The organism is Agromyces sp. NPDC058126, assembly GCF_042884595.1.
In the GTDB taxonomy this organism is placed as follows: domain Bacteria; phylum Actinomycetota; class Actinomycetes; order Actinomycetales; family Microbacteriaceae; genus Agromyces.
This window is the reverse complement of record NZ_JBHVTS010000001.1, coordinates 327,056-345,759: the sequence shown is the minus strand read 5'-3', so window position 1 is coordinate 345,759 and position 18,704 is coordinate 327,056. Positions and strand designations below refer to the sequence as shown.

Genomic DNA, 18,704 nt, shown 5'->3' with positions numbered 1-18,704 from the left:
GGTTCGCGAGCTCAGCGGAGGGAGCGGAAGAACTCGCGCAGGTCGCCGACCAGCACCTCGGGCACCTCCATCGCGGCGAAGTGGCCGCCGACCTCGTGCTCCTTCCAGAACACGATCCGGTCGTTGTCGCGCTCGGCGAACACGCGGATCGAGCGGAAGTCGTTCGCGAAGATCGACACGCCCGTCGGCGCGTGGTTGATGCGTGCGGCGATGCCCTCGCCCGCGTTGAACCGGGCGTCCTCCTTGTACTGCCGCGCCGACGAGCCGGCGGTGTTCGTGAACCAGTACAGGGAGACGTGGGTGAGGATCTGGTCGCGGCTGAGCTCGGTCGGCCGGTCGAAGGTCGCCATCAGCTCGTTCCAGGCGAGCTGCCCGACCGGGGAGTCGGCGAGCGCGTGCGCGAGCGTCTGCGGTCTCGTCGACTGCAGCGTCGCGAACGCCGAGATCTCGCCGAAGTCCTTCAGGATCTCGAGCGCCTCGAAGTCCTTCGGCCCGAGCCGTTCGAACTCAGCCGGGTCGCCGCTCGGGAACGAGAACAGCTGCAGCACGTGCGTGCCGACGAGGCCGTCGGGGGCGAGGATTCCGAGTTCGCGTCCGACGAACGACCCGCCGTCGCCGCCGTGCGCGCCGTAGCGCTCGTAGCCCAGGCGCTTCATCAGCGTGTCCCACGCCGCGGCGACCCGCGCCGATCCCCAGCCCGCCTCGGTGACCGGCCCGCTGAACGCGTAGCCGGGGAAGCTCGGCACGACCACGTGGAAGGCATCCTCGGCGCGACCGCCGTGGGCGACCGGGTCGACGAGCGGCCCGATCATGTCGGCGAACTCGGCGAACGACCCCGGCCATCCGTGCGTGAGCACGATGGGAAACGCGTTCGGCTCGGCCGAGCGCACGTGCAGGAAGTGGATCGGCTGGCCGTCGATCGTGGTCATGAACTGGGGGAAGGCGGCCAGTCGTGCCTCGACCGCACGCCAGTCGAACTCCTCGCGCCAGTACTCCGCCATCTCCCGCACCTTGGTGAGGCTCGCCCCGTAGGCGGGGTCGCCGCCCGGGACCTCGGTCGTGTACCTCGTGCGGGCGAGGCGGTCGTGGAGGTCGTCGAGATCGGCGGCGGGGATCGAGAGGGTGAACGGAACGATCCGCTCGTCGTTCGACTCGATGGTCGGGAGGGTGGCCTGCTGGATGCCGGTGGTCGGCTCGCTGTTCGTCATGCCCCTACGGTAGAAATGAATGCGGAAGAATAGCTTCCGCGAATCGAGGCATCCCGTGAACCAGACCGCGACCCGCGTGCTGCAGGTGCTGGCGCTGCTGCGGCAGCGCCGCGACTGGTCGGCCACCGAACTCGCCGACCGGCTCGAGGTGTCGACCCGCACCATCCGCTCGGACATCGGGCGTCTCCGCGAACTCGGCTACGTCATCGACGCCACCAGCGGGAGGGCAGGCGGCTACCGCCTCGACCGCGCCACCGATCTGCCCCCGCTGATGCTCGACGACGACGAGGGCATCGCCGTCGCCATCGCCCTGCACCAGGTCACCACGAACGCCGTCACCGGCATCGAGGCGAGTGCGGCGCGGGCCCTCGCCAAGCTCGAGCACGTGCTCCCGCACCAACTGGCCGAACAGGTGAACGCGATGGCCGCGGCGACCGCGCCGCAGTCGCGCGACACCGGGCCGAGCGTCGAGGCACCGGCGCTCGCGGCGATCGCCCGAGCCGTGCAGCGCACCGAATGGCTGCGGTTCGAGTACACGCCGTTCCAGGGCGAGGCGTCGGTGCGTCGCGTCGAGCCGTACCGGCTCGTGAGCTGGGGTCGCCGCTGGTACCTCGTCGCATTCGACCTCGAGCGCGACGACTGGCGCAGCTTCCGCGTCGACCGCATGTCGTTGCGCCCGCCGACCCGTCGGCGATTCACTCCCCGGGGCCTCCCGGCCGACGACGTCGCGGGCTACGTGCTGCGCGGCGTCGCCTCCGCGGGGTGGCGGTTCCGCGCCCGCGTCGTCGTGCACGCACCGGCGAGCGTCGTCGCCGAGAAGATCGACCCCTCGGTCGGCCTCGTCGAGGCGATCGACGACGAACGTTGCGTGCTCGTCACGGGTGCCGACCACCCCATGACGGTCGCCGTCTACCTCGCCCTGCTCGACGAGGACTTCACCGTCGACGGCCCGGCCGAGCTGACCGAGGCGATCCACTCGCTCGCCCGCAGGTACGCGACCGCGACCGGGTGAACGCCCGGCCGCGGCATCCAAAAGTTCACCCAAAGACGTATGGCGAGTCGCCGCGCACTGCCGATATGTTCGGAACTTCGCGCGGTGATGAGCGGAAGTCCCTCCGTCTCACCCGTTCGACCTACGAGAGAAGAGCTGGACAACGATGTCGGAAACCTCGAACGCCACCGAACCGGACTTCGACACCGGCCCCTGGGCGACGATCGCGTCGGGCATGAAGACCCACACCAAGCGGGGCCGCCTCGTGATCTCCGACGGTCACCTCGGCCTCCTTCGCGAGAACGGCGACCTGATCGACAGCGCGCCCGTCGCCGCGGTGCAGCTCAAGAAGGGCTTCACCTACTCCATGAGCTCGATCCCGACGCTCGTCGTGAACGGCAACAAGTACAAGGTGATGGTGTCGTACGAGCGCTCGCTCGAGCGCGGGCTCGGCGATGAGCAGGCGAAGGAGATCCAGCACGAGGACAACGAGAAGCTGATCGCCGTCATCCGAGGCCTCGGCGGCAAGGCGTAGTGGGCGCTCCCCGCTCGCGCACGGCGCAGCACGAACTGGCGCAGGCGTTCTGCGATGAGCGGGGATACCTCTTCCGAGACCGGGTGGTCGACCTCCCGGTCTCGGGGCTGCTCTTCCGAAGCTCGAAGCACGTGGTCATGGACGGCGTCGTGGACGCGCTCAGCGCCGACGCCCCCTTCGTCTTCGCGACGGTCTCCACGCGGCGCCGAGGCCTGCGCGGCCTGAAGCTGGTCGTGGTGCCCCTGCCGCGGCCCGTTCCGAACATGGTGCTGCTCAGCACGAGTGGCGGCGTGCTGCGGAACTCGGGCATCGCGCTCAAAGAGTCCCAGCGACTCTCGGTCGAGGGAGACTTCCAGGACGTCTTCACGCTCTACTGCCCTGCGGGATACGAGCGCGACGCGCTCTACGTGTTCACCCCCGATCTCCTCCGGCGCCTCATGGATGCGGCCGCCGGCTGCGACCTCGAGATCGTCGACGACCGGGTGCTGATCTACGCTCCGGCGCGCGCCTTCTCGAAGCCGGGGCAACTCGACGAGCTGCCGGGGCTGGTGCACTACCTGCGCGAGAAGTTCGAGCGCCAGACGCGCCGCTACCGCGACGAGCGCCGCACCGACGAGGAGCTCGACGACCCGTTTCGGCGAGCGCAGGTCACCACGGGCACGGCAACGGACGAGCGGCATCTCGTCGGAGCATCCGGCCGCCGTCTTCGCACGCGCACGACCGCGTCGCAGAAGGTGGGCATCGCGGCCGCCGCAATGCTGATGCTGGCTGCCGCGACGTACTGGATCGGGATGGTCGCCACCGCGATCTTCGGCGGCGCCTGATCGGCTAGGCGCGCGCGAGCCGGAGAGCCTTCTCCGTGAAGTAGCTCACCTCACCGTCGGCATCCTCGACCCCGAAGACGAACTTGCCCGAGTGCGTCGCCCGCACGTCGACGATCTCGCCGCGGCCGCGCGGGGTGAACACGTCGGCTCCCGCTGTGAAGATGGTTTCGCTCATACCTGGATTCTGCGCGCACTCGGCATCGGCCGCCTCCCCCGAGAGACGGAGAATGCCTCGGCCGCCTCGCCGAACCAGCGCCACCCCTTGCTACCGTGACGCCATGGAGGAGCAGCTCGCACCCGTCCTCGCCCACCTCGACCTCGTCGATCCCGGCGAGCTCGTCGGCGTCTACCTGTACGGGTCGGCGATGTCGGGCGGGCTCCGCCCCGACAGCGATCTCGACGTCCTCGTGCTGACGCGTCACTCGCTCACCGCAGGCGAGCGCGCAGCGCTGACGCGGGTGCTGCTCGACGCGTCGAGCGGGTCGGCGCACCGCCTCACGCTGTCGGACGGCAGCACGGGCCGCCCGCTCGAGCTCACCTGCGTGGTCGTCGACGCGCATCGACGGTGGCCCGAACCGGCCGAGCACGACTTCCAATTCGGCGAGTGGCTGCGCGCCGACATCGAGGGCGGGCAGACGCTCGAGCCGACCACCGACCCCGACGTGCCGATCCTGCTCGCGACGGCGCAGACCGCGCACCGGGTGCTGCGGGGTCATCCCCTCGACGAGGTCGTCGCCCCGGTGCCGCCCGCCGAGCTGCGCGAGGCGATGCTCGCGAGCATCCCCGACATCCTCGGTGAGATCGTGGGCGACGAGCGCAACACGCTGCTCGCCTTCGCCCGCATCGTCACGACGATGCGCACCGGCGAGATCGTGCCCAAGGATGTCGCGGCCACGTCTGTCGCGGCCACGCTGGCGCCGAGCGACCGGGCGCTCCTCGAGCGCGCGCGGGCGGGCTACCTCGGCGAGGCTGTCGACGACTGGACGGGCCTCGCCGACGAGGTCACCGCGCTCTCCCACGCGCTCGCGGCGCAGGCGCACGAACTGGCGGCGCCCCGGGTGTAACCTGCGAGCACCGTTGCCGCCGAGCCCGGCGCCTCGGACCCCGCCCACCGAGGAGCGACCCGTGCGCCTACGTGCCGTCGACATCGTCGACGTCTTCGTCTACCTCGTCGTGCTCGGGCTGTTCACCCAGTTCTTCCCGACCGTCATCACCGAGTCGTTCGTCGTCTCGCTGCTGACGGCCGTGCTGTTCAAGGTTGCGCTCGAGGTCATCGCGGTCTTCAAGCGGCGCATCCTCGATCGGGTGCGCGCGTCACGCACGCCCGCCCGCAAGACGCTGAACGCCGCCCTGCTGCTGGTGCTCGGCGCGGGCAGCAAGTTCCTCATTCTGTGGCTCACCGACCTGCTGTTCGGCGACGCGGTGCAGCTCGGCGGGTTCTTCTCCGTCACGCTGCTGATCGTCGTGCTCATGGCGGCGCGCCTCGGCATCCGACTGCTCGTCGACGGCACCCGGCCGCGCGACGGGAGCGCCTGACCCGCTGACGCTCACCCCGCGAGCAGCTCCGCGGCGATCGCTTCGCCGAGCACTCGCGCGCCCTGCTCCGACGGGTGCAGCCCGTCGTACGACATCCCGTCGGCGTACCTGCCGTCCGCGGTGCGGAGGCCGGCCGAGGCATCCACGAACCGCCAGCCGCGATCGTCGGCGAGCGCTTCGAGCTGCTCGTTGTACTGCACGGCCGCCTCGGGGAACGCGTCGGACGGCGGGATCGACGAGACGACCACGTCGTCGATGCCGACCGTCGCCACGATGCGGTCGAGGTTCGCGGCCGACTCGTCGAACGGCACGCCGAACGCGAGGTCGTTGGTGCCTGCGAGCACGACGAGCACGTCCGTGTCGACCGCGGCGACCGAGTCGGCCATGTACGAGGTCGGCGCACCCCACTCGGCCCAGCCGCCGGCGAAGTCCGCACCGGCCTCGAAGGCGTACGCCGCCCACGATTCGCTGCCGAGGTCGCCACCGGCCAGATCGGGGCTGTTCGCATCGGTGATCGAGTCGCCGACGACGGCGAAGCTCGTCGGCCGCGCCATCGAGTCGGTTCGGTCGGCCGAAGGGGATGCCGCGCCCGAGCTCGTGGCACCATCCGACCCCGCGCCGCCGGTCGAGGAGCACGCGGCCAACACGGCACCGGTGAGCACCGCCATGACGAACGTGACGGCCCACCCTGCGAGGCGTCGCGACGGGCGAACGATGACGGCACCCATGCTGCGAGTCTACGAACGACGGCGTCCACCGAGCCCTGCCAGACTGGGCGGATGCCGAACGCACCGATCGACCACGCTGCCGCGCTCGCGATGTGGGCCGACTACCGCGCCGCGCATCCGACGATCGCGACCGACGCCGAGGAGCCGCCTGCCGAGCGGTTCGGCGACCACCCCGAGCTGACCGACGAACTGCTGGGCCTCGTGCTCGACGGCACGAAGCGTGCGACGGCGACGCTCGTCGCCGAGTTCGAGGCCGAGGGGCAGGCGCTCCCCCGGGTCGGCAGCCACTGGATCGCATGCGACTCGACCGGCGCGCCCCGGGTCATCCTGCGCAGCATCGAGCTGCGCGTCGGGCCGTTCACGAGCGTCGACGCTGCCTTCGCGTACGACGAGGGCGAAGACGACCGCTCGCTCGAGTCCTGGCGCGAGAACCACGCGCGCTACTGGCGGCGCGCGGCCGCCGCCATCGGCATCGAGTGGACCGAGCAGCACGAGGTCGTCTTCGAACGCTTCAGCGTCGTGTGGCCGCCCGAAGCAGCCCGGGTCGAATCGGCGTCGTCCGCGACGACGTGATCGCGGGATGTCGCGGGCTGCGGGTGCTGCAACCGCGCGCGACGGCATCCGCGAACTCAGCGACTGAGCGAGCTCGTGCGCCGGTCGCGCGTCGGCGCCGATCCGGGTCGCCGCGCGCCGAGGAGCGCAGCGGCGCCGAGCACGACGCAGAGCGGCCGGTAGAACCGCGTGTCGAGGTCGCGGAACCGGTCGCTCGGCTCAGGCAGGCCGAGGATCCGGCAGGCGACCGGGCCGCCCACGACGGCTCGTGCGAGGAGGGCCACGCCGGCGGCGCGGCGACCGGCGACGGCGATCGGGCGGTCGCCCAAGGCACCGCCGGCGACGATGCCGCCCGCCGTCGCCGCCACCGCCACCAGCGCCGTGGGCACCGGCGCGGGCGCGGCATCCGAACCGACGACCGCGTCGGCGAGTTCACGCCGGCTGCGCGCCGGCCAGCTCGACCCGCTCGCCCAGAGCGCATGCAGGGCGCCGACGGCGACGAGCCCGACCGCTGCGACTGCTCTCGACGTTCCGACTCCCGCTGCGGCGATCCTCACGCCTCCAGCCTAGGACGGCCGCACGCGTGACCCCGGCTCCGAATTCGCAGGGAGGGCTAGGGCTTCGGCGAGAGCAAGCGTAGATTGCGTTATATCGCGTTTCCGACGTGGCGATGAAGCCGCGTCTCGGCTCGACGAAGGCGGAGACATGAACGTGAATCACGAACGACGGCTCGTCGTGCACGATGCCCTCGGACGCCCCGGCGGGAGGTGGGAACCGTGGAGGTGCTGCTCGGCATAGTCATCGCGTTCCTCGTCTTCGTCGCCGTCTCGATCCTCACGGTCGTGCTGGTGGCGCGCGCCGTCTTCCGGCGCATCCGCCGCAACCGCGCCGTCGCCGCGACGGCGCTGCGCACGCGGGCCGGCTTCAGCCGCGGCCCGCGCCGAAAGGTGCTCACCCTCCGCGTGCGGCTCGCCGAGACGCTCGACAGCGGCCGGGCCGCGATCGACCTCGCTGCGCAGAGCGGCGGCGCGCACGGCGAACTGCCGCGACTCTTCGGGCGCATCGCGACCGAGGGCGAGGCCCTCGACCTGCAGCTGCGGCTGCTCGAGAGCGAGGCCGACCAGGCCGTGCTCGCCCGCGAGCTGCCACTCGCCGACGATCGCGTCGAGCAGGTGACGTCGCTCGTGCGCCGACTGCGCGCGGCGGTGTCGGCGGGGCTCGCCGGATCCACCGACGACACGCTCGGCACCCTGCACTCCGAGATGGAGCTCGAGGTCGCCGCCCTCGCCGCCGGGGTGCAGGAGCTCCAGCGCCTGAACCGCCGCGACGAGTACGTCGCTCCGACCCGACCGCCGGCGCGACCGCCGACCCGATCCGCGAGCGCCGTGCGCCGCCCGAATCCGACGTTCGACCTGAAGGAGACCCGACCATGAGTGACAACACCTCGCGCGTCCGCACCATCTTCCGCAGTAAGACCAAGAAGGCCCTCGACAAGATCGAGGACCCGCGTGAAACCCTCGATGACAGCTACGAGCAGCAGGTGAAACTGCTTCAGCAGGTGCGCCAGGCGGTCGCCGACGTCGCGACGGCGAAGAAGCGCATCGACCTGCAGGGGCAGGAGATGGGCACCCGCTACCAGCGCCTCGGCGAGCAGGCCCGCGAGGCGATGGCGCAGGGGCGCGAAGACCTCGCCCGCGCGGCCCTCGAGCGTCGTGCGCTGCTCGAGTCCCAGGTCTCGAAGCTGCAGGACCAGGACGCGTCGATGCAGCAGCAGACGGCGCAGTTGCAGCAGCGCGAGCGCCAGCTCTCCGAGCAGGTCGCCGCGTTCCGCGTCGAGAAGGAGACGATCAAGGCCACCTACACCGCCTCCGAGGCGCAGGTGAAGGCGAACGAGGCGGTCGCGGGCATCGGGTCGAGCATCGACGACGTCGGCGCCAGCCTCGACCGCGCGAAGGACCGCGTCGCGCAGATGCAGGCGCGAGCGGCCGCGACCGACGAGCTGCTCGCGAGCGGGGCATTGAAAGACCTCACCGCCGCCCCCGACGCCGACATCGAGCGCCAGCTCGCGGTGCTCTCGGCGAAGGCCGAGGTCGATCGCCAGCTCCAGGCGATGAAACAGGATGGCTCGTCGAGCCCGAGCTCGCAGCAGCACCGCGAGGGCCCCGACGGGTGGCTGGGCATCGGGCAGTAGCCGAGCCGGGAGCGAATCGCGGGGTTGCCCCGCCGCCGTCCGGGCTGCCACGATGCCAGAAGCCTGACGCGACTGGAGATGCGATGCCCGACACGCTCGACCGACCGGCGGCCGCCGCACTCTCGTCCCTGCCGGGTGCGACGATCATCCGCCGCATCCGGGGAATGATCTTCTCGGCCCTCGGCGCGGCCCTCGTCTATTCGATCATCGGTACCGCGAGCAAGGGCACCTGCGTGGGCGGCTACTCGGGCGACGGCGGCTACATCGATGGAAGCGGGAACGCGACCGACCTGGCCCCGACGTGCGTGCAGCTCACCCTGCGCCCGAGCGCGATCGTCTTCGTCGCGATCGCGGTGACCGTCATCGTGGCGATCACGCTCGTCCTCCGCCCAGGGCGCACGGAGGCATCCGCCCTCCGCGTCATCGACCGCGCGGTCGTCGTGATGATCGCCGCGACGCTCGCCTGGGCGGTGGTGACGCAGGTGTCGTTCTTCGCGATCCCGCTCGACCCGCCGAGCCCCGGTGAGCCCTTCATGGTCCCCTTCACCTTCGGCCACGTCGAGGTCGACATCACTCCGTAGGCGCCTCGACGCGATCCGACCAGCAGAGCGAGCCGAGGGTCTCGACGCGCGGCGCGCACGGGCGCATCATGGCCCCATGACGACGCCGACCCTCACCGCGCAGCTCCGGCTCGACCTCAGGCATCGCCTGCGACCCATGTCGGGCCGCAACCCCGACGAACCGCATCGCGCCGTCACCCCGCTCGAGCTGCTCTACGACCTGACGTACGTCATCGCGTTCGCCGCCGCGGCCGACGAACTGGCGCACGCGCTGTTCGTCGGCGAGGTCGGGCCCGGCATCGGCGCGTACCTCTTCGCGATCTTCGGGGTGTCGTGGGCCTGGCTCAACTTCACGTGGTTCTCGTCGGCCTACGACAACGACGACGCGCTCGTTCGGGCGGCCGTCGTCGCGCAGATGGTCGGCGTCGTCATCTTCGTCTTCGGGCTGCCCGTCAGCTTCGAGGATGCCGCGCACGGCGCCAGCCCGAACAACATGCTGCTCGTCGCCGGCTACATCGTCATGCGCGTGCCGCTCATCGCGCTCTGGCTGCGCGCGGCGCGCGAGGATCCGGCCCATCGGCGCACCTCGGTCGCCTACGCGGTCGTGATCGCAGTTGCGCAAGTCGGTTGGCTGCTCACGACCGTCCCCGGCATCCCCGCCGGCGCGACGGTCGCCGCGATCGTCGTGCTCGCGACAGCCGAGCTCATCGCACCGCTCGTCATCGAACGCCGCTACGGCCGCGCCCCCTGGAACGCCGGCCACATCGCCGAGCGGTTCGGGCTGCTCACGCTCATCACGATCGGCGAGGTCATCGCGGGAACCGTCGCGGCGGTCGGCGCCCTCGTCGCCGAGCAGGGGTGGTCGGTCGCGGCGGTCGCGATCGTCGCAGCCGGGCTCGTCATCGCCGCCGGGCTCTGGTGGGCGTACTACCTGATTCCGTCGCGCACCATCCTCGAACGATGGCCCGAACGCACATGGGGCTGGCGATACGTGCACCTGCCGTTGTTCGGCGCGATCGCCGCCGTCGGCGCAGGGCTCCACGTCGCCGCGCTCGGGGTCGAGCACCAGGAGCTCAGCCTGCTGCAGATCACCCTCGCGCTCGCGGTGCCGGTCGCGTGCGTGGTCGTGCTCGTCTTCCTCATCTGGAGCGTGCTGATGCACTCGATGGACTTCACGCACGTGCCGCTGTTCATCTGCAACCTCGTGCCGCTCGTCGCCGCGGTGATCATCGCGGCCGTCGTCGACGCGGGAGCGCCGATCGACCTCGAGCCCGGTGGCGACCTCACCGCCCTCGTGACGGTGATCGGCTTGGTGTCGCTGTCGTGCGTCATCGAGGTCGTCGGCCACGAACTCGTCGGCTACTCGCACACGCTGCAGGCGGCGAAGCGGCACCTGCTCGAGCCCGAGATCGACGAACGGCACGCCGCGACCGACGCCGCGGAGGCATCCACGTGATCGCTCGGCACCCTCGGCGACGAGTCGCTACGCCCACCCGAGTTCGCCGAGTTTGGCGTCGTCGAGCCCGAAGTAGTGCCCGATCTCGTGCACGAGCGTGACGCGCACGCGCGTGCGCAGGGCGTCGAGATCGGCGCTGTGCGCCTGCATGTTGTTCTTGAACAGGGTGATGCGGTCGGGCAGCTCGCCGTAGCCGTAGACGCCGCGCGTCTTCAGCGGGCGCCCGCTGTAGAGGCCGAAGAGCCGCGGCCGCTCCCCCGGCGGCTGGTTCGCGATGAGGATCGCGACGTTCTCGACGCCGCGCACCATGTCGTCGGGCAGCGCGTCGAACACCTCGGAGACCATCTGCTCGAATTCGTCGTCGGAGATCTCGACCATCTGCCCATTGTGCGCGCCGAACGACGGGCCGCGGCGCTCGTTCGCGTGCAGCGAAGTCAGGCCGAGCCCTCCTGGGCGGGATGCCCCGCGCCCCCGTCGCTCTGCAGGAAGGCGAGCACCGCGGCCACCCGCCGGTGGACCCCCGACTCGGGCAGCCGCAGCTTCGTGAAGATCGCGTTCACGTGCTTCTCGACGGTCGAGGTCGACAGGAACAGCGCCTGCTCGATGCCGGCATTCGTCTTGCCGGCGGCCATCTGGCGCAGCACCTCGAGCTCGCGCGGCGACAGCGTCGCGAGCGGGCTCGACGCACCGACCGCGCTGCGACGGCGCACCAGCGTGTCGACGATCTGCGGGTCGATCACCGAGCCCCCGGCGCACACCTCGCGGAGGGCGTGGACGAGATCCTCGAGGTCGCCGATGCGATCCTTCAGGAGGTACCCGAGCCCGGCCGAGCCGTCGGCGAACAGCGCCAGCGCGTAGCTCTCGTCGGCGTGCTGCGAGAGCACGACCACCCCGGTCGAGTCCGTCGAGGCCCGGATGGCGTGCGCCGCCTCGATGCCCTCCATGTGGTGGCCCGGCGGCATCCTGATGTCGGTCAGCACCGCGTGCGGTGCGAGCCGACGCACCGCGTCGAGCAGCTCGACGCCGCTGCCGACCGACGCGACGACGTCGACCTCGCCCGAGTCCTCGAGCAGGCGGCGCACGCCCTCCCGCACGAGGTAGTTGTCCTCGGCGATGACGACGCGCAGCACCTCCGGCTCAGCCAACGGTCACCCCCTCAGACGCGGTCCCGGCGGCGACGCCGTCGACGGGCAGCTCGACGGTCACGATCGTGCCCGACGGCTCGTTCGCCGAGACGCGCATGGTGCCGCGGAGCGCCGCGACCCGGTCGCGGATGTTCGCGAGGCCGCCGTGCGACACCGGCACGCCGTTCGCGCCGCGCCCCGACGCCCGCGCGGCCGACGCCTGCTCGGCATCGATGCCGCAGCCGTCGTCGGCGATCGCGATGCGCAACCGTCCGTCGTCGCGCGCGAGCCCGACCGAGGCGTGCGTCGCGTTCGCATGCTTGGCGGTGTTCGCGAGCGCCTCCCGCACGACGTAGTAGGCCGTGGTCTCGACGTCGTCCGAGAACCGCTCGCCGCGCACGCGCTCGTCGGCGTCGACGGTGAGCGGGATCGGGAACCGCGCCACCCCCGACTCGACGGCGGCGGCGAGCCCGTTGTCGCTCAGCACCGGCGGGTGGATGCCCCGTGCGAGCTCTCGCAGGTCGGTGAGCGTGGCACGGGCCTGCTCCTGGAGCTCCTCGAGCTCCGCCGAGGTGAGCTCGCCGCGCTGCAGCCGGTTGCGGGCGAGGCGGAGCCCGGCGATCTGGGCCACCACGTCCTGCTGGATTCCGTCGTGGAGGTCGCGCTCGAGGCGGCGGCGCTCGTCGTCCTGCACGGCGATGAGCCGTTCGCGCGAGGCGGTCAGCTCGTCGAGCTGCTCGGCCAGTTGCGCCGTGAGGCGCACGTTCGCCACGGCCGCCGCCGCCTGACCCGCGACGGTGCGCAGCAGCATCCGCTCGGCCTCGCCGTACTCGCCGCGCCGCCGCGGCCCGATCTCGATGCGCCCGAGCAGCTCGTCGCCGTGCACGAGATCGCACGCGTCGGCGGCGACCTCGTCGGCCGCGGCCTCACCCGCGCTCGCACCCGCGACGTCGCTCGGCATCGACTCGAGACCGCCGTCGGCCGCCACGAGCCCGATGCGCACCCACGAGGCATCCAGCCCCTCGCGCACCGCCTCGGCGAGGCGCGTGAGCAGCTCGCGCGGCTCGACCGCCTGCTCGAGCCTGGCGCCGAGCTCGCCGAGCATCTCGAGCTGTCGCTCCCGGTCGCCGAAGAGCCGGCGGTGCAGCCGGCGCTGCAGCCAGGTGCGCACGGGCAGCAGCGCGACGGCGAGCAGCGTGGTGATGAGGACCGCCGGCACGGCGCGCAGCGGCGGCGCGAGCAGCAGCGCGGGCGTCGCGACGGCGGCCGCGTAGATGACCGTGATGAGCAGATTCGACGACCGTGCGACGAGTCGGCCGCGATCGCCGGGTGCGATGTCGAACGCGCCGTAGCTGAGGATGCCGTGGATCGCGGCGATGGGGATCGCGATGAGCGAGGCGTAGACGAGCAGCTGGACGAGCCAGTTGTCGAAGAACGTCCAGAGCAGGAACGCGACCATCGCGCCGGCGACCACGAGCGCCATGACCCGAGTGCGGGCGCGCACCTCGGGGGCGCCGAACAGCGCCCGGGTGCCGAGCACGGTGAGCCCGATCGCCACGGCCACCCACGACTGCACGACCAGGTAGTACACCGGTGCCGCCGCCCATTCGAGCCACGGCACCGCGTACGGATTCGGGATCGCGTCACCGCTGATGCCGATGTACGGGGACATCACGACGTGCGGGGTCGTGAGGAGCGTCAGCGGGGCGGCCAGCAAGGGCAGCCAGAGGAACACGACCGCGATCCGCTGCCATCGGTGCTCCACGACGCCGTCGGGGAACGTCGCGAACACCATCAGGAACGCCGCCGTCGCGGTGCCGTCGGCGGTCAGCCCGATCCCGTTGACGAGCGGGAACCACGGCTGGGCGGCGAGTTGGGGGTTCTGCAGCATGAGGGTCTCGTAGGCCGAACTGACGAGCATCGCGGTTGCGGCGAGTGCGACCATCACCGCCGTGCGCGACGCCGAGACCGTGAGCAGCCACATGCCGAAGACGAACATCGGCAGAACGCCGAGCATGGGCCACGCGAGCGTGTGGTCGGCCTGCCCTTCGACGAAGCCGCGCGCGACGACGATGTAGACCAGGGCCGCGACCCCGATCGGGCCGAGCGTCGCCAGGCACACCCACCTGCGTTCCACGCCTCCATCGTCCTCCTCTCCCGCGCTCGGCGGGAGGGGGCCTGCCCCGGCCGCCCTTAGCAGCAGACCCCCACCGCGCGTGCGGCCCGCTGCCATGCGGCATCGGGTCACCCGCGTTCCGGCGAGCTCGCCCGTCGAGGAGCGTGAACACGAGCGGATGCCGCGCATCGGCGCCGCACCAAGGAGAAGGCATCATGCGCAAGCTGTACTCGGGCCTCGCCTGGACCGTGTCGGGCGCCGTGGTCGTGCAGGCCGCCGCGATCGCGTTCGCGTTCGGCGGCATGCTCAACCTCATCGCCGAGGGCGGCGTCGTCGACAAGGCGCTGCTCGAGAGCTTCCAGGCGGCCGGCGTCGGTGAGATGGGATTCCTGGTCCACGGGCTCGTGGGCGGCGTGCTGATCCCGCTCGTGGCGGTCGCCCTGCTCATCGTGTCGTTCTTCGTCCGTGTTCGCGGCACGAAGCTCTGGGCCGCGATCACGCTCGGGCTCGTGGTGCTGCAGGTGACGCTCGGGTTCTCGATCACCGGCTCGCCGTATCTCGGCATCATCCACGGCGCGAACGCCCTCGCGATCGTCGTCGCCGGTGCGGTCGCGGCCCTCCGGGTGCGCCGCGCGCGGCTGACCGAGACGGCGGCGAGCCTCGAGGGGGCGACGAGCGATGCCGTCTCGGCGTGACCTCCTGCGATGCGCCGTCGTCGGCGTCGCGGTCGCGACCGCGCTCGGCGCCGGTGCGCTCGCGTGGAGTTCCACGCTGCTCGGCGAGTACTCGGTCATGGACATGGGCTCGGGCGACGCGCACGCCGGCCACGGCGGCCACGGGGCGGACGGACCCGGTGGACACGGTGCGGCCGAGGCATCCGGCCCCGGCGCCCTCAGCGTGACCGCGCTCACCGCCCCCGACCGCCCCGCCGACGTGCGCGTCGAGCTCGTCGCCCGGCAGGGCACCGTCGAGGTGCCCGGCGGCAGGTCGATCGAGGGCTACACCGTGAACGGCACCTCGCCGGGGCCCGAGATCCGTGCCCGCCAGGGCGACCTCGTCGAGGTCGTGTTCGTGAACGAGTCGGTGGCCGACGGTGCGACGCTGCACTGGCACGGCATCGACGTGCCGAACGCGGCCGACGGCGTCGCGGGCATCACGCAGGACGCCGTGCCCGTCGGGGGCCGGCACGTCTACCGCTTCGAGGCGCGCGACGTCGGCACCTACTGGTACCACTCGCACCAGGTCTCGCACGTGCAGGTCGAGCGCGGCCTGCTCGGGGCGATCGTGATCGAGCCGGCCGAGGCCGCCGCCCGACCCGATGCCGCACGGGAGCTCGACCGCACGGCGCTGCTGCACATCTACGGCGGCCAGCACACGCTCAACGGTCGCGTCGCCGACGAGCGCGTCGCGGCGGCGCCCGGCACGACCGTGCGGGTGCGCGTCGTCAACACCGACCAGGGCACCGCCGCGGTGTGGGCGGGCGTCCCGTTCCGCGTCGCCGCGACCGATGGGCACGAGGTGCACGAACCGGGCGAGGTCGACGGGCAGCGGCTGCTCATCCCGGCGGGCGGGCGGGCGGATGTCACGGTGGTGGCGCCGGATCGCGGCGTAGCGCGCCTGCACGTGGGCGGCGCCCGGAGCATCCTCATCGGCGACGTCTCGGATGCCGAGGCCTCCGCGCCGCCCGTGCGTCAGCCCGCGAAGACCCTCGACCTCCTCGCCTACGGCGCTCCCGCCCCGCTCGACTTCGACCCGGCCGAGCCCGATCGCTCCTTCGACTACGTCATCGCCCGCCGCTTCGGCATCATCGACGGCCGTCCCGGCAACTTCTGGACGATCAACGGGCGCATGTTCCCCGACGTGCCGATGTTCGCGGTGACCGAGGGCGACGTCGTGGTGATGCACCTCCGCAACGACTCGGGCGACGTGCACCCCATGCACCTGCACGGCCACCACGTCGTCGTGCTCTCCCGCGACGGCATCACCGCCTCGGGCAGCCCGTGGGTCGTCGACTCGCTCGACGTGCACCCCGGCGAGTCGTACGACATCGCGTTCGTCGCCGACAACCCCGGCATCTGGAGCGATCACTGCCACACCCTCCCGCACGCCGTCGACGGGCTCATCGCCCACGTCATGTACGACGGGATCACGACGCCGTTCACGATCAACGGCGAGGCGGGCAACCGGCCCGAGTGACCGCGCGGGCGCGGCCTGCCGCCTCAGTCGACGAGCGCCCCCGCCGAGAGGTTCGCGATCGCCCCGGTCATCGAACGCGCCCGGTCGGAGGCCGCGAACGCGAGGTACTCGGCGATCTCGTCGAGGGTTGGCAGGCGTCCCAGCATCGTCATCCCCTCGAGCCCGGTCAGCCAGTCCTCCATCGGGATGCCGCCCGCCGCCGCGATGCGGCCGAACATCTCGCCCGTGTACGACGTGGCGAGCGCGTCGGACATGGCGTGCGGCCGCACGCAGACCACGCGCACCCCGTCGGGCCCGAGCTCGCCGGCGAGCGCGCGCGAGAACCCCTCGAGTCCGGCCGACTGCGCGGCGTTGCCGATGAGCCCGCGGCCGGTGAGCCGGGCACCCGGCGTCGAGATCGTGAGGATCACACCACGCCGCTGGGCGATCATGGGCCGCGACACCGCCTTCGCGGTGACGAAGTTCGTCTGCAGGTACCCGACCACGGGGTGCAGGTAGTCGTCGAGCGTGGTCTCGGCGATCGGCAGGCCCTGCACGTGGTCGAAGCCGACGGCGTTGAGGGCGACGTCGATGCGGCCGGCGGTCGCGACCACCTCGTCGACGTGCCGGTCGACCGCGGCCTGGTCCATCGCGTCGATGACGGCGATCGAGACCTCCGCGCCCTCAGCCCTCGCCGCGGAAGCTGCGGCTTCGAGTCGCGGCAGGCTCCTCCCCGCGAGGAACAGCCGTGCGCCTTCGCGGGCGAACACCCGCGCCGCCGCGCCCCCGATCGAGCCGCCGCCGCCGTGGATCACGGCCACCTTGTTCTCGAGCAGCATGTCGCACCTCTCCTTCGTCAATGTGCAACTTTATGGTTGCACATTGAGGAAAGAGATGCAATCGATCGATTGCAGTTCAGGCTTCGCGCGGCCTGAGCACGATGACCGGGATCTCCCGATCGGTGATGCGCTCGTACCGCTCGAATCCCCGGGCGGTCGCCGTGATCTGCGCCCATGCGGCGGCCCGTTCGGCGCCGTGCAACTGCTCGGCGACGACGTCGATGCGCCGCCCCGCGAACTCGATGCGCACCTGATCGGGGTGGCCGGCGATGTTGTAGTACCAGGCGGGGTTCTGCGGGGCGCCGTTCGCCGACGCGACGATGTACCTCGCACCGCCGCCGGCCGGGAACCATCGCACCGGCGTCACCCGCTCGAGGCCCGTCCGGCGACCGATCGTGACGAGCGCCAGCTTCGTGCCCCGACGATCGCCCTTGCGGCGGATGCGTTCGGCCATTCGCTGGTTCGCCCACTGCTCGAATCGGTTGCGGGCGGGCTGATGCGCCCCGTGGGTTCCGTTCGCCGTGTCGAATGCCATGGGATCGCCTCCTCTCGGTGGCGAGTGCTGCTCCACCTCAATCATCCCGCCGTTTCGGCCCGCGCGGCACACCGAATTCGGCCGAATCATGGGCCCTGACCGCCGAGGCTCGCCGGGTGCCGAAGCCTCACCGGGACGCCTAGACTCGCCGGGTGACCGACGCCCCCACCACCCGCCGCATCGAGCTGACGCTGCACAAGCCCTGGTTCGCGCTCTACTGGGGCGTCAAGCCGACCCTCGTCATCGACGGGCGCGGCCAGCCGAGCCAATGGGGCGTCGGAACCTGGCAGGTCCGCACCGACGAGCCGGCCGTCATCGGCGCCTATCTCTTCAACCGGGTCTGGCGCTTCGGGGCGGCCGAGTTCACCCTCGCGCCGGGGCATCCCACGGCGCTCGTCTACCGAGCGCCCGCGCTGCCGTTCCTCCGCGGGCGCTTCCGCCCCGCTGAATAGGATGTCCCTGAACCGACTCCCGGAGAGGACGCCCATGTCATTCGGCGACGCGATCACGACGGTGCTGCGCAAGTACGCGGACTTCAGCGGCCGGGCGGCGCGCCCCGAGCTCTGGTGGTGGATCCTCTTCTACGCCCTCGTCGCAGCCGCGCTCGGCGTGTTCAACGTGATTCCGATCGGCGATGCGTCGAGCCTCGGCGCCGTGCTCTCGAGCCTCTGGGGCATCGCCATGCTACTGCCGACGCTCGCCGTGATCGTGCGACGCCTGCGCGACACCGGCCAAGGCTGGGGCCACGTGTTCTGGCTGCTCGTGCCGATCGCCGGGCTCATCGTGCTCGCGATCATGCTCTCGCAGCCGGGCAAGCCGGGCGTCGTCACCGCCTGACCGCGCGCACGACACCCGCTGCGCGCCCGCGCACCCCGGGCGTAGGCTCACCCCCATGACCATTCAACGGATGGACAACGTCGGCATCGTCGTCGACGACCTCGACGCCGCGGTCGCCTTCTTCGTCGAGCTGGGCATGGCCGTCGAAGGCCGAGCTCCGATCGAGGGCCCCTGGGCCGACCAGACCGTCGGGCTCGCCGGCGTCCGCAGCGAGATCGCCGTGCTCGTCACGCCCGACGGCCACGGCCGGCTCGAGCTCGCGAAGTACCTCGAGCCCGTGGCATCCGAGATGTCACCGCCGAACCCGCCGCCGAACACGCTCGGCCTCCACCGCGTGATGTTCGCCGTCGACGACATCGACGACACCGTGGCCCGCCTGCGCGGGCACGGTGCCGAACTCCTCGGCGAGATCGCGAACTACGAGGGCATCTATCGGCTCTGCTACCTCCGCGGCCCCGCCGGCATCATCGTGGCGCTCGCCGAGCGGTTGGGCTGAG

24 protein-coding genes are annotated in these 18,704 nt (G+C 71.6%); 15 read left to right on the top strand and 9 right to left on the bottom strand.

The window, feature by feature from the left end:
* Nucleotides 1–11: 11 nt before the first annotated feature.
* Nucleotides 12–1,208, bottom strand: coding sequence for an epoxide hydrolase family protein (locus ACFVTR_RS01590; protein WP_387034277.1), 1,197 nt, complete (start codon nt 1,206–1,208; stop codon nt 12–14).
* Nucleotides 1,209–1,227: 19 nt separating this feature from the next.
* Here ACFVTR_RS01590 and ACFVTR_RS01585 point away from each other — a divergent pair, with 19 nt between their 5' ends.
* The 3 genes from ACFVTR_RS01585 (at nt 1,228) to ACFVTR_RS01575 (ending at nt 3,558) form a co-directional block, all read left to right on the top strand.
* Nucleotides 1,228–2,220, top strand: a complete 993-nt coding sequence (locus ACFVTR_RS01585; RefSeq protein ID WP_387034276.1) for a helix-turn-helix transcriptional regulator — start codon at nt 1,228–1,230, stop codon at nt 2,218–2,220.
* A gap of 145 nt (nt 2,221–2,365) precedes the next feature.
* The gene (locus ACFVTR_RS01580; RefSeq protein ID WP_387034275.1) at nt 2,366–2,734 is read left to right on the top strand and encodes a hypothetical protein; all 369 of its coding nucleotides are present in this window, start codon (nt 2,366–2,368) and stop codon (nt 2,732–2,734) included.
* Nucleotides 2,734–3,558: a hypothetical protein gene (locus ACFVTR_RS01575; protein ID WP_387034274.1), complete on the top strand. Its 825-nt coding sequence runs from the start codon at nt 2,734–2,736 to the stop codon at nt 3,556–3,558. The genes ACFVTR_RS01580 and ACFVTR_RS01575 overlap by 1 nt, the downstream gene beginning before the upstream one ends.
* Before the next feature lie 4 nt (nt 3,559–3,562).
* On the opposite strand, the gene ACFVTR_RS01570 is transcribed toward ACFVTR_RS01575, so the two are convergent.
* The gene (locus ACFVTR_RS01570) at nt 3,563–3,733 is read right to left on the bottom strand and encodes a hypothetical protein (RefSeq protein ID WP_387034273.1); all 171 of its coding nucleotides are present in this window, start codon (nt 3,731–3,733) and stop codon (nt 3,563–3,565) included.
* A 103-nt stretch (nt 3,734–3,836) separates the two neighbouring features.
* On the opposite strand from ACFVTR_RS01570, the gene ACFVTR_RS01565 reads away from it, so the two are divergent.
* Complete coding sequence (locus tag ACFVTR_RS01565) at nt 3,837–4,622, top strand: aminoglycoside adenylyltransferase domain-containing protein (RefSeq protein WP_387034272.1); 786 nt, start codon at nt 3,837–3,839, stop codon at nt 4,620–4,622.
* Between the two features lie 61 nt (nt 4,623–4,683).
* Nucleotides 4,684–5,094: a hypothetical protein gene (locus ACFVTR_RS01560; RefSeq protein WP_387034271.1), complete on the top strand. Its 411-nt coding sequence runs from the start codon at nt 4,684–4,686 to the stop codon at nt 5,092–5,094.
* Nucleotides 5,095–5,105: 11 nt separating this feature from the next.
* On the opposite strand, the gene ACFVTR_RS01555 is transcribed toward ACFVTR_RS01560, so the two are convergent.
* Nucleotides 5,106–5,822 (bottom strand): SGNH/GDSL hydrolase family protein, encoded by a 717-nt coding sequence (locus tag ACFVTR_RS01555; RefSeq protein ID WP_387034270.1) that lies wholly within the window; start codon nt 5,820–5,822, stop codon nt 5,106–5,108.
* Nucleotides 5,823–5,873: 51 nt separating this feature from the next.
* On the opposite strand from ACFVTR_RS01555, the gene ACFVTR_RS01550 reads away from it, so the two are divergent.
* The gene (locus ACFVTR_RS01550; RefSeq protein WP_387034269.1) at nt 5,874–6,395 is read left to right on the top strand and encodes an ASCH domain-containing protein; all 522 of its coding nucleotides are present in this window, start codon (nt 5,874–5,876) and stop codon (nt 6,393–6,395) included.
* A 56-nt stretch (nt 6,396–6,451) separates the two neighbouring features.
* Here ACFVTR_RS01550 and ACFVTR_RS01545 read toward each other — a convergent pair whose 3' ends face one another.
* Complete coding sequence (locus ACFVTR_RS01545) at nt 6,452–6,931, bottom strand: DUF3995 domain-containing protein (protein ID WP_387034268.1); 480 nt, start codon at nt 6,929–6,931, stop codon at nt 6,452–6,454.
* A 219-nt stretch (nt 6,932–7,150) separates the two neighbouring features.
* On the opposite strand from ACFVTR_RS01545, the gene ACFVTR_RS01540 reads away from it, so the two are divergent.
* The 4 genes from ACFVTR_RS01540 to ACFVTR_RS01525 all read left to right on the top strand — a co-directional run bounded on the left by ACFVTR_RS01540 (nt 7,151) and on the right by ACFVTR_RS01525 (nt 10,581).
* Nucleotides 7,151–7,807, top strand: a complete 657-nt coding sequence (locus ACFVTR_RS01540; RefSeq protein WP_387034267.1) for a hypothetical protein — start codon at nt 7,151–7,153, stop codon at nt 7,805–7,807.
* The gene (locus ACFVTR_RS01535; RefSeq protein ID WP_387034266.1) at nt 7,804–8,565 is read left to right on the top strand and encodes a PspA/IM30 family protein; all 762 of its coding nucleotides are present in this window, start codon (nt 7,804–7,806) and stop codon (nt 8,563–8,565) included. Before ACFVTR_RS01540 ends, ACFVTR_RS01535 begins: the two co-directional genes overlap by 4 nt.
* Before the next feature lie 83 nt (nt 8,566–8,648).
* Complete coding sequence (locus ACFVTR_RS01530) at nt 8,649–9,146, top strand: hypothetical protein (RefSeq protein WP_387034265.1); 498 nt, start codon at nt 8,649–8,651, stop codon at nt 9,144–9,146.
* A 76-nt stretch (nt 9,147–9,222) separates the two neighbouring features.
* The gene (locus ACFVTR_RS01525; RefSeq protein WP_387034264.1) at nt 9,223–10,581 is read left to right on the top strand and encodes a low temperature requirement protein A; all 1,359 of its coding nucleotides are present in this window, start codon (nt 9,223–9,225) and stop codon (nt 10,579–10,581) included.
* 27 nt (nt 10,582–10,608) lie between these two features.
* Here the strand turns inward: ACFVTR_RS01525 and ACFVTR_RS01520 are convergent, their stop codons facing one another.
* The 3 genes from ACFVTR_RS01520 to ACFVTR_RS01510 are packed head-to-tail and all read right to left on the bottom strand — an operon-like array spanning nt 10,609 to nt 13,842.
* The gene (locus ACFVTR_RS01520) at nt 10,609–10,959 is read right to left on the bottom strand and encodes a metallopeptidase family protein (RefSeq protein ID WP_387034263.1); all 351 of its coding nucleotides are present in this window, start codon (nt 10,957–10,959) and stop codon (nt 10,609–10,611) included.
* A gap of 56 nt (nt 10,960–11,015) precedes the next feature.
* Nucleotides 11,016–11,726, bottom strand: a complete 711-nt coding sequence (locus ACFVTR_RS01515; protein ID WP_387034262.1) for a response regulator — start codon at nt 11,724–11,726, stop codon at nt 11,016–11,018.
* Nucleotides 11,719–13,842, bottom strand: a complete 2,124-nt coding sequence (locus ACFVTR_RS01510) for a sensor histidine kinase (RefSeq protein ID WP_387034261.1) — start codon at nt 13,840–13,842, stop codon at nt 11,719–11,721. Before ACFVTR_RS01510 ends, ACFVTR_RS01515 begins: the two co-directional genes overlap by 8 nt.
* Before the next feature lie 194 nt (nt 13,843–14,036).
* Here ACFVTR_RS01510 and ACFVTR_RS01505 point away from each other — a divergent pair, with 194 nt between their 5' ends.
* Nucleotides 14,037–14,516: a hypothetical protein gene (locus tag ACFVTR_RS01505; protein ID WP_387034260.1), complete on the top strand. Its 480-nt coding sequence runs from the start codon at nt 14,037–14,039 to the stop codon at nt 14,514–14,516.
* Entirely contained in the window at nt 14,500–16,017 is a 1,518-nt protein-coding gene (locus tag ACFVTR_RS01500; RefSeq protein ID WP_387034259.1) for a multicopper oxidase family protein, read from the top strand. The genes ACFVTR_RS01505 and ACFVTR_RS01500 overlap by 17 nt, the downstream gene beginning before the upstream one ends.
* A 23-nt stretch (nt 16,018–16,040) precedes the next feature.
* On the opposite strand, the gene ACFVTR_RS01495 is transcribed toward ACFVTR_RS01500, so the two are convergent.
* Both ACFVTR_RS01495 and ACFVTR_RS01490 read right to left on the bottom strand, forming a co-directional pair.
* On the bottom strand, nt 16,041–16,856 hold the full coding sequence (locus ACFVTR_RS01495; RefSeq protein WP_387034258.1) for an SDR family NAD(P)-dependent oxidoreductase: 816 nt from the start codon (nt 16,854–16,856) through the stop codon (nt 16,041–16,043).
* Between the two features lie 55 nt (nt 16,857–16,911).
* Entirely contained in the window at nt 16,912–17,370 is a 459-nt protein-coding gene (locus ACFVTR_RS01490; protein ID WP_387034257.1) for a nitroreductase/quinone reductase family protein, read from the bottom strand.
* 152 nt (nt 17,371–17,522) lie between these two features.
* Here ACFVTR_RS01490 and ACFVTR_RS01485 point away from each other — a divergent pair, with 152 nt between their 5' ends.
* Genes ACFVTR_RS01485 through ACFVTR_RS01475 form a run of 3 tightly spaced genes read left to right on the top strand, consistent with a single transcriptional unit; the run spans nt 17,523 to nt 18,703 of the window.
* Nucleotides 17,523–17,822, top strand: a complete 300-nt coding sequence (locus tag ACFVTR_RS01485; protein WP_387034256.1) for a hypothetical protein — start codon at nt 17,523–17,525, stop codon at nt 17,820–17,822.
* A 34-nt stretch (nt 17,823–17,856) separates the two neighbouring features.
* On the top strand, nt 17,857–18,207 hold the full coding sequence (locus ACFVTR_RS01480; protein ID WP_387034255.1) for a DUF805 domain-containing protein: 351 nt from the start codon (nt 17,857–17,859) through the stop codon (nt 18,205–18,207).
* Between the two features lie 55 nt (nt 18,208–18,262).
* Nucleotides 18,263–18,703 (top strand): VOC family protein, encoded by a 441-nt coding sequence (locus tag ACFVTR_RS01475; protein WP_387034254.1) that lies wholly within the window; start codon nt 18,263–18,265, stop codon nt 18,701–18,703.
* Nucleotide 18,704 lies beyond the last annotated feature (1 nt).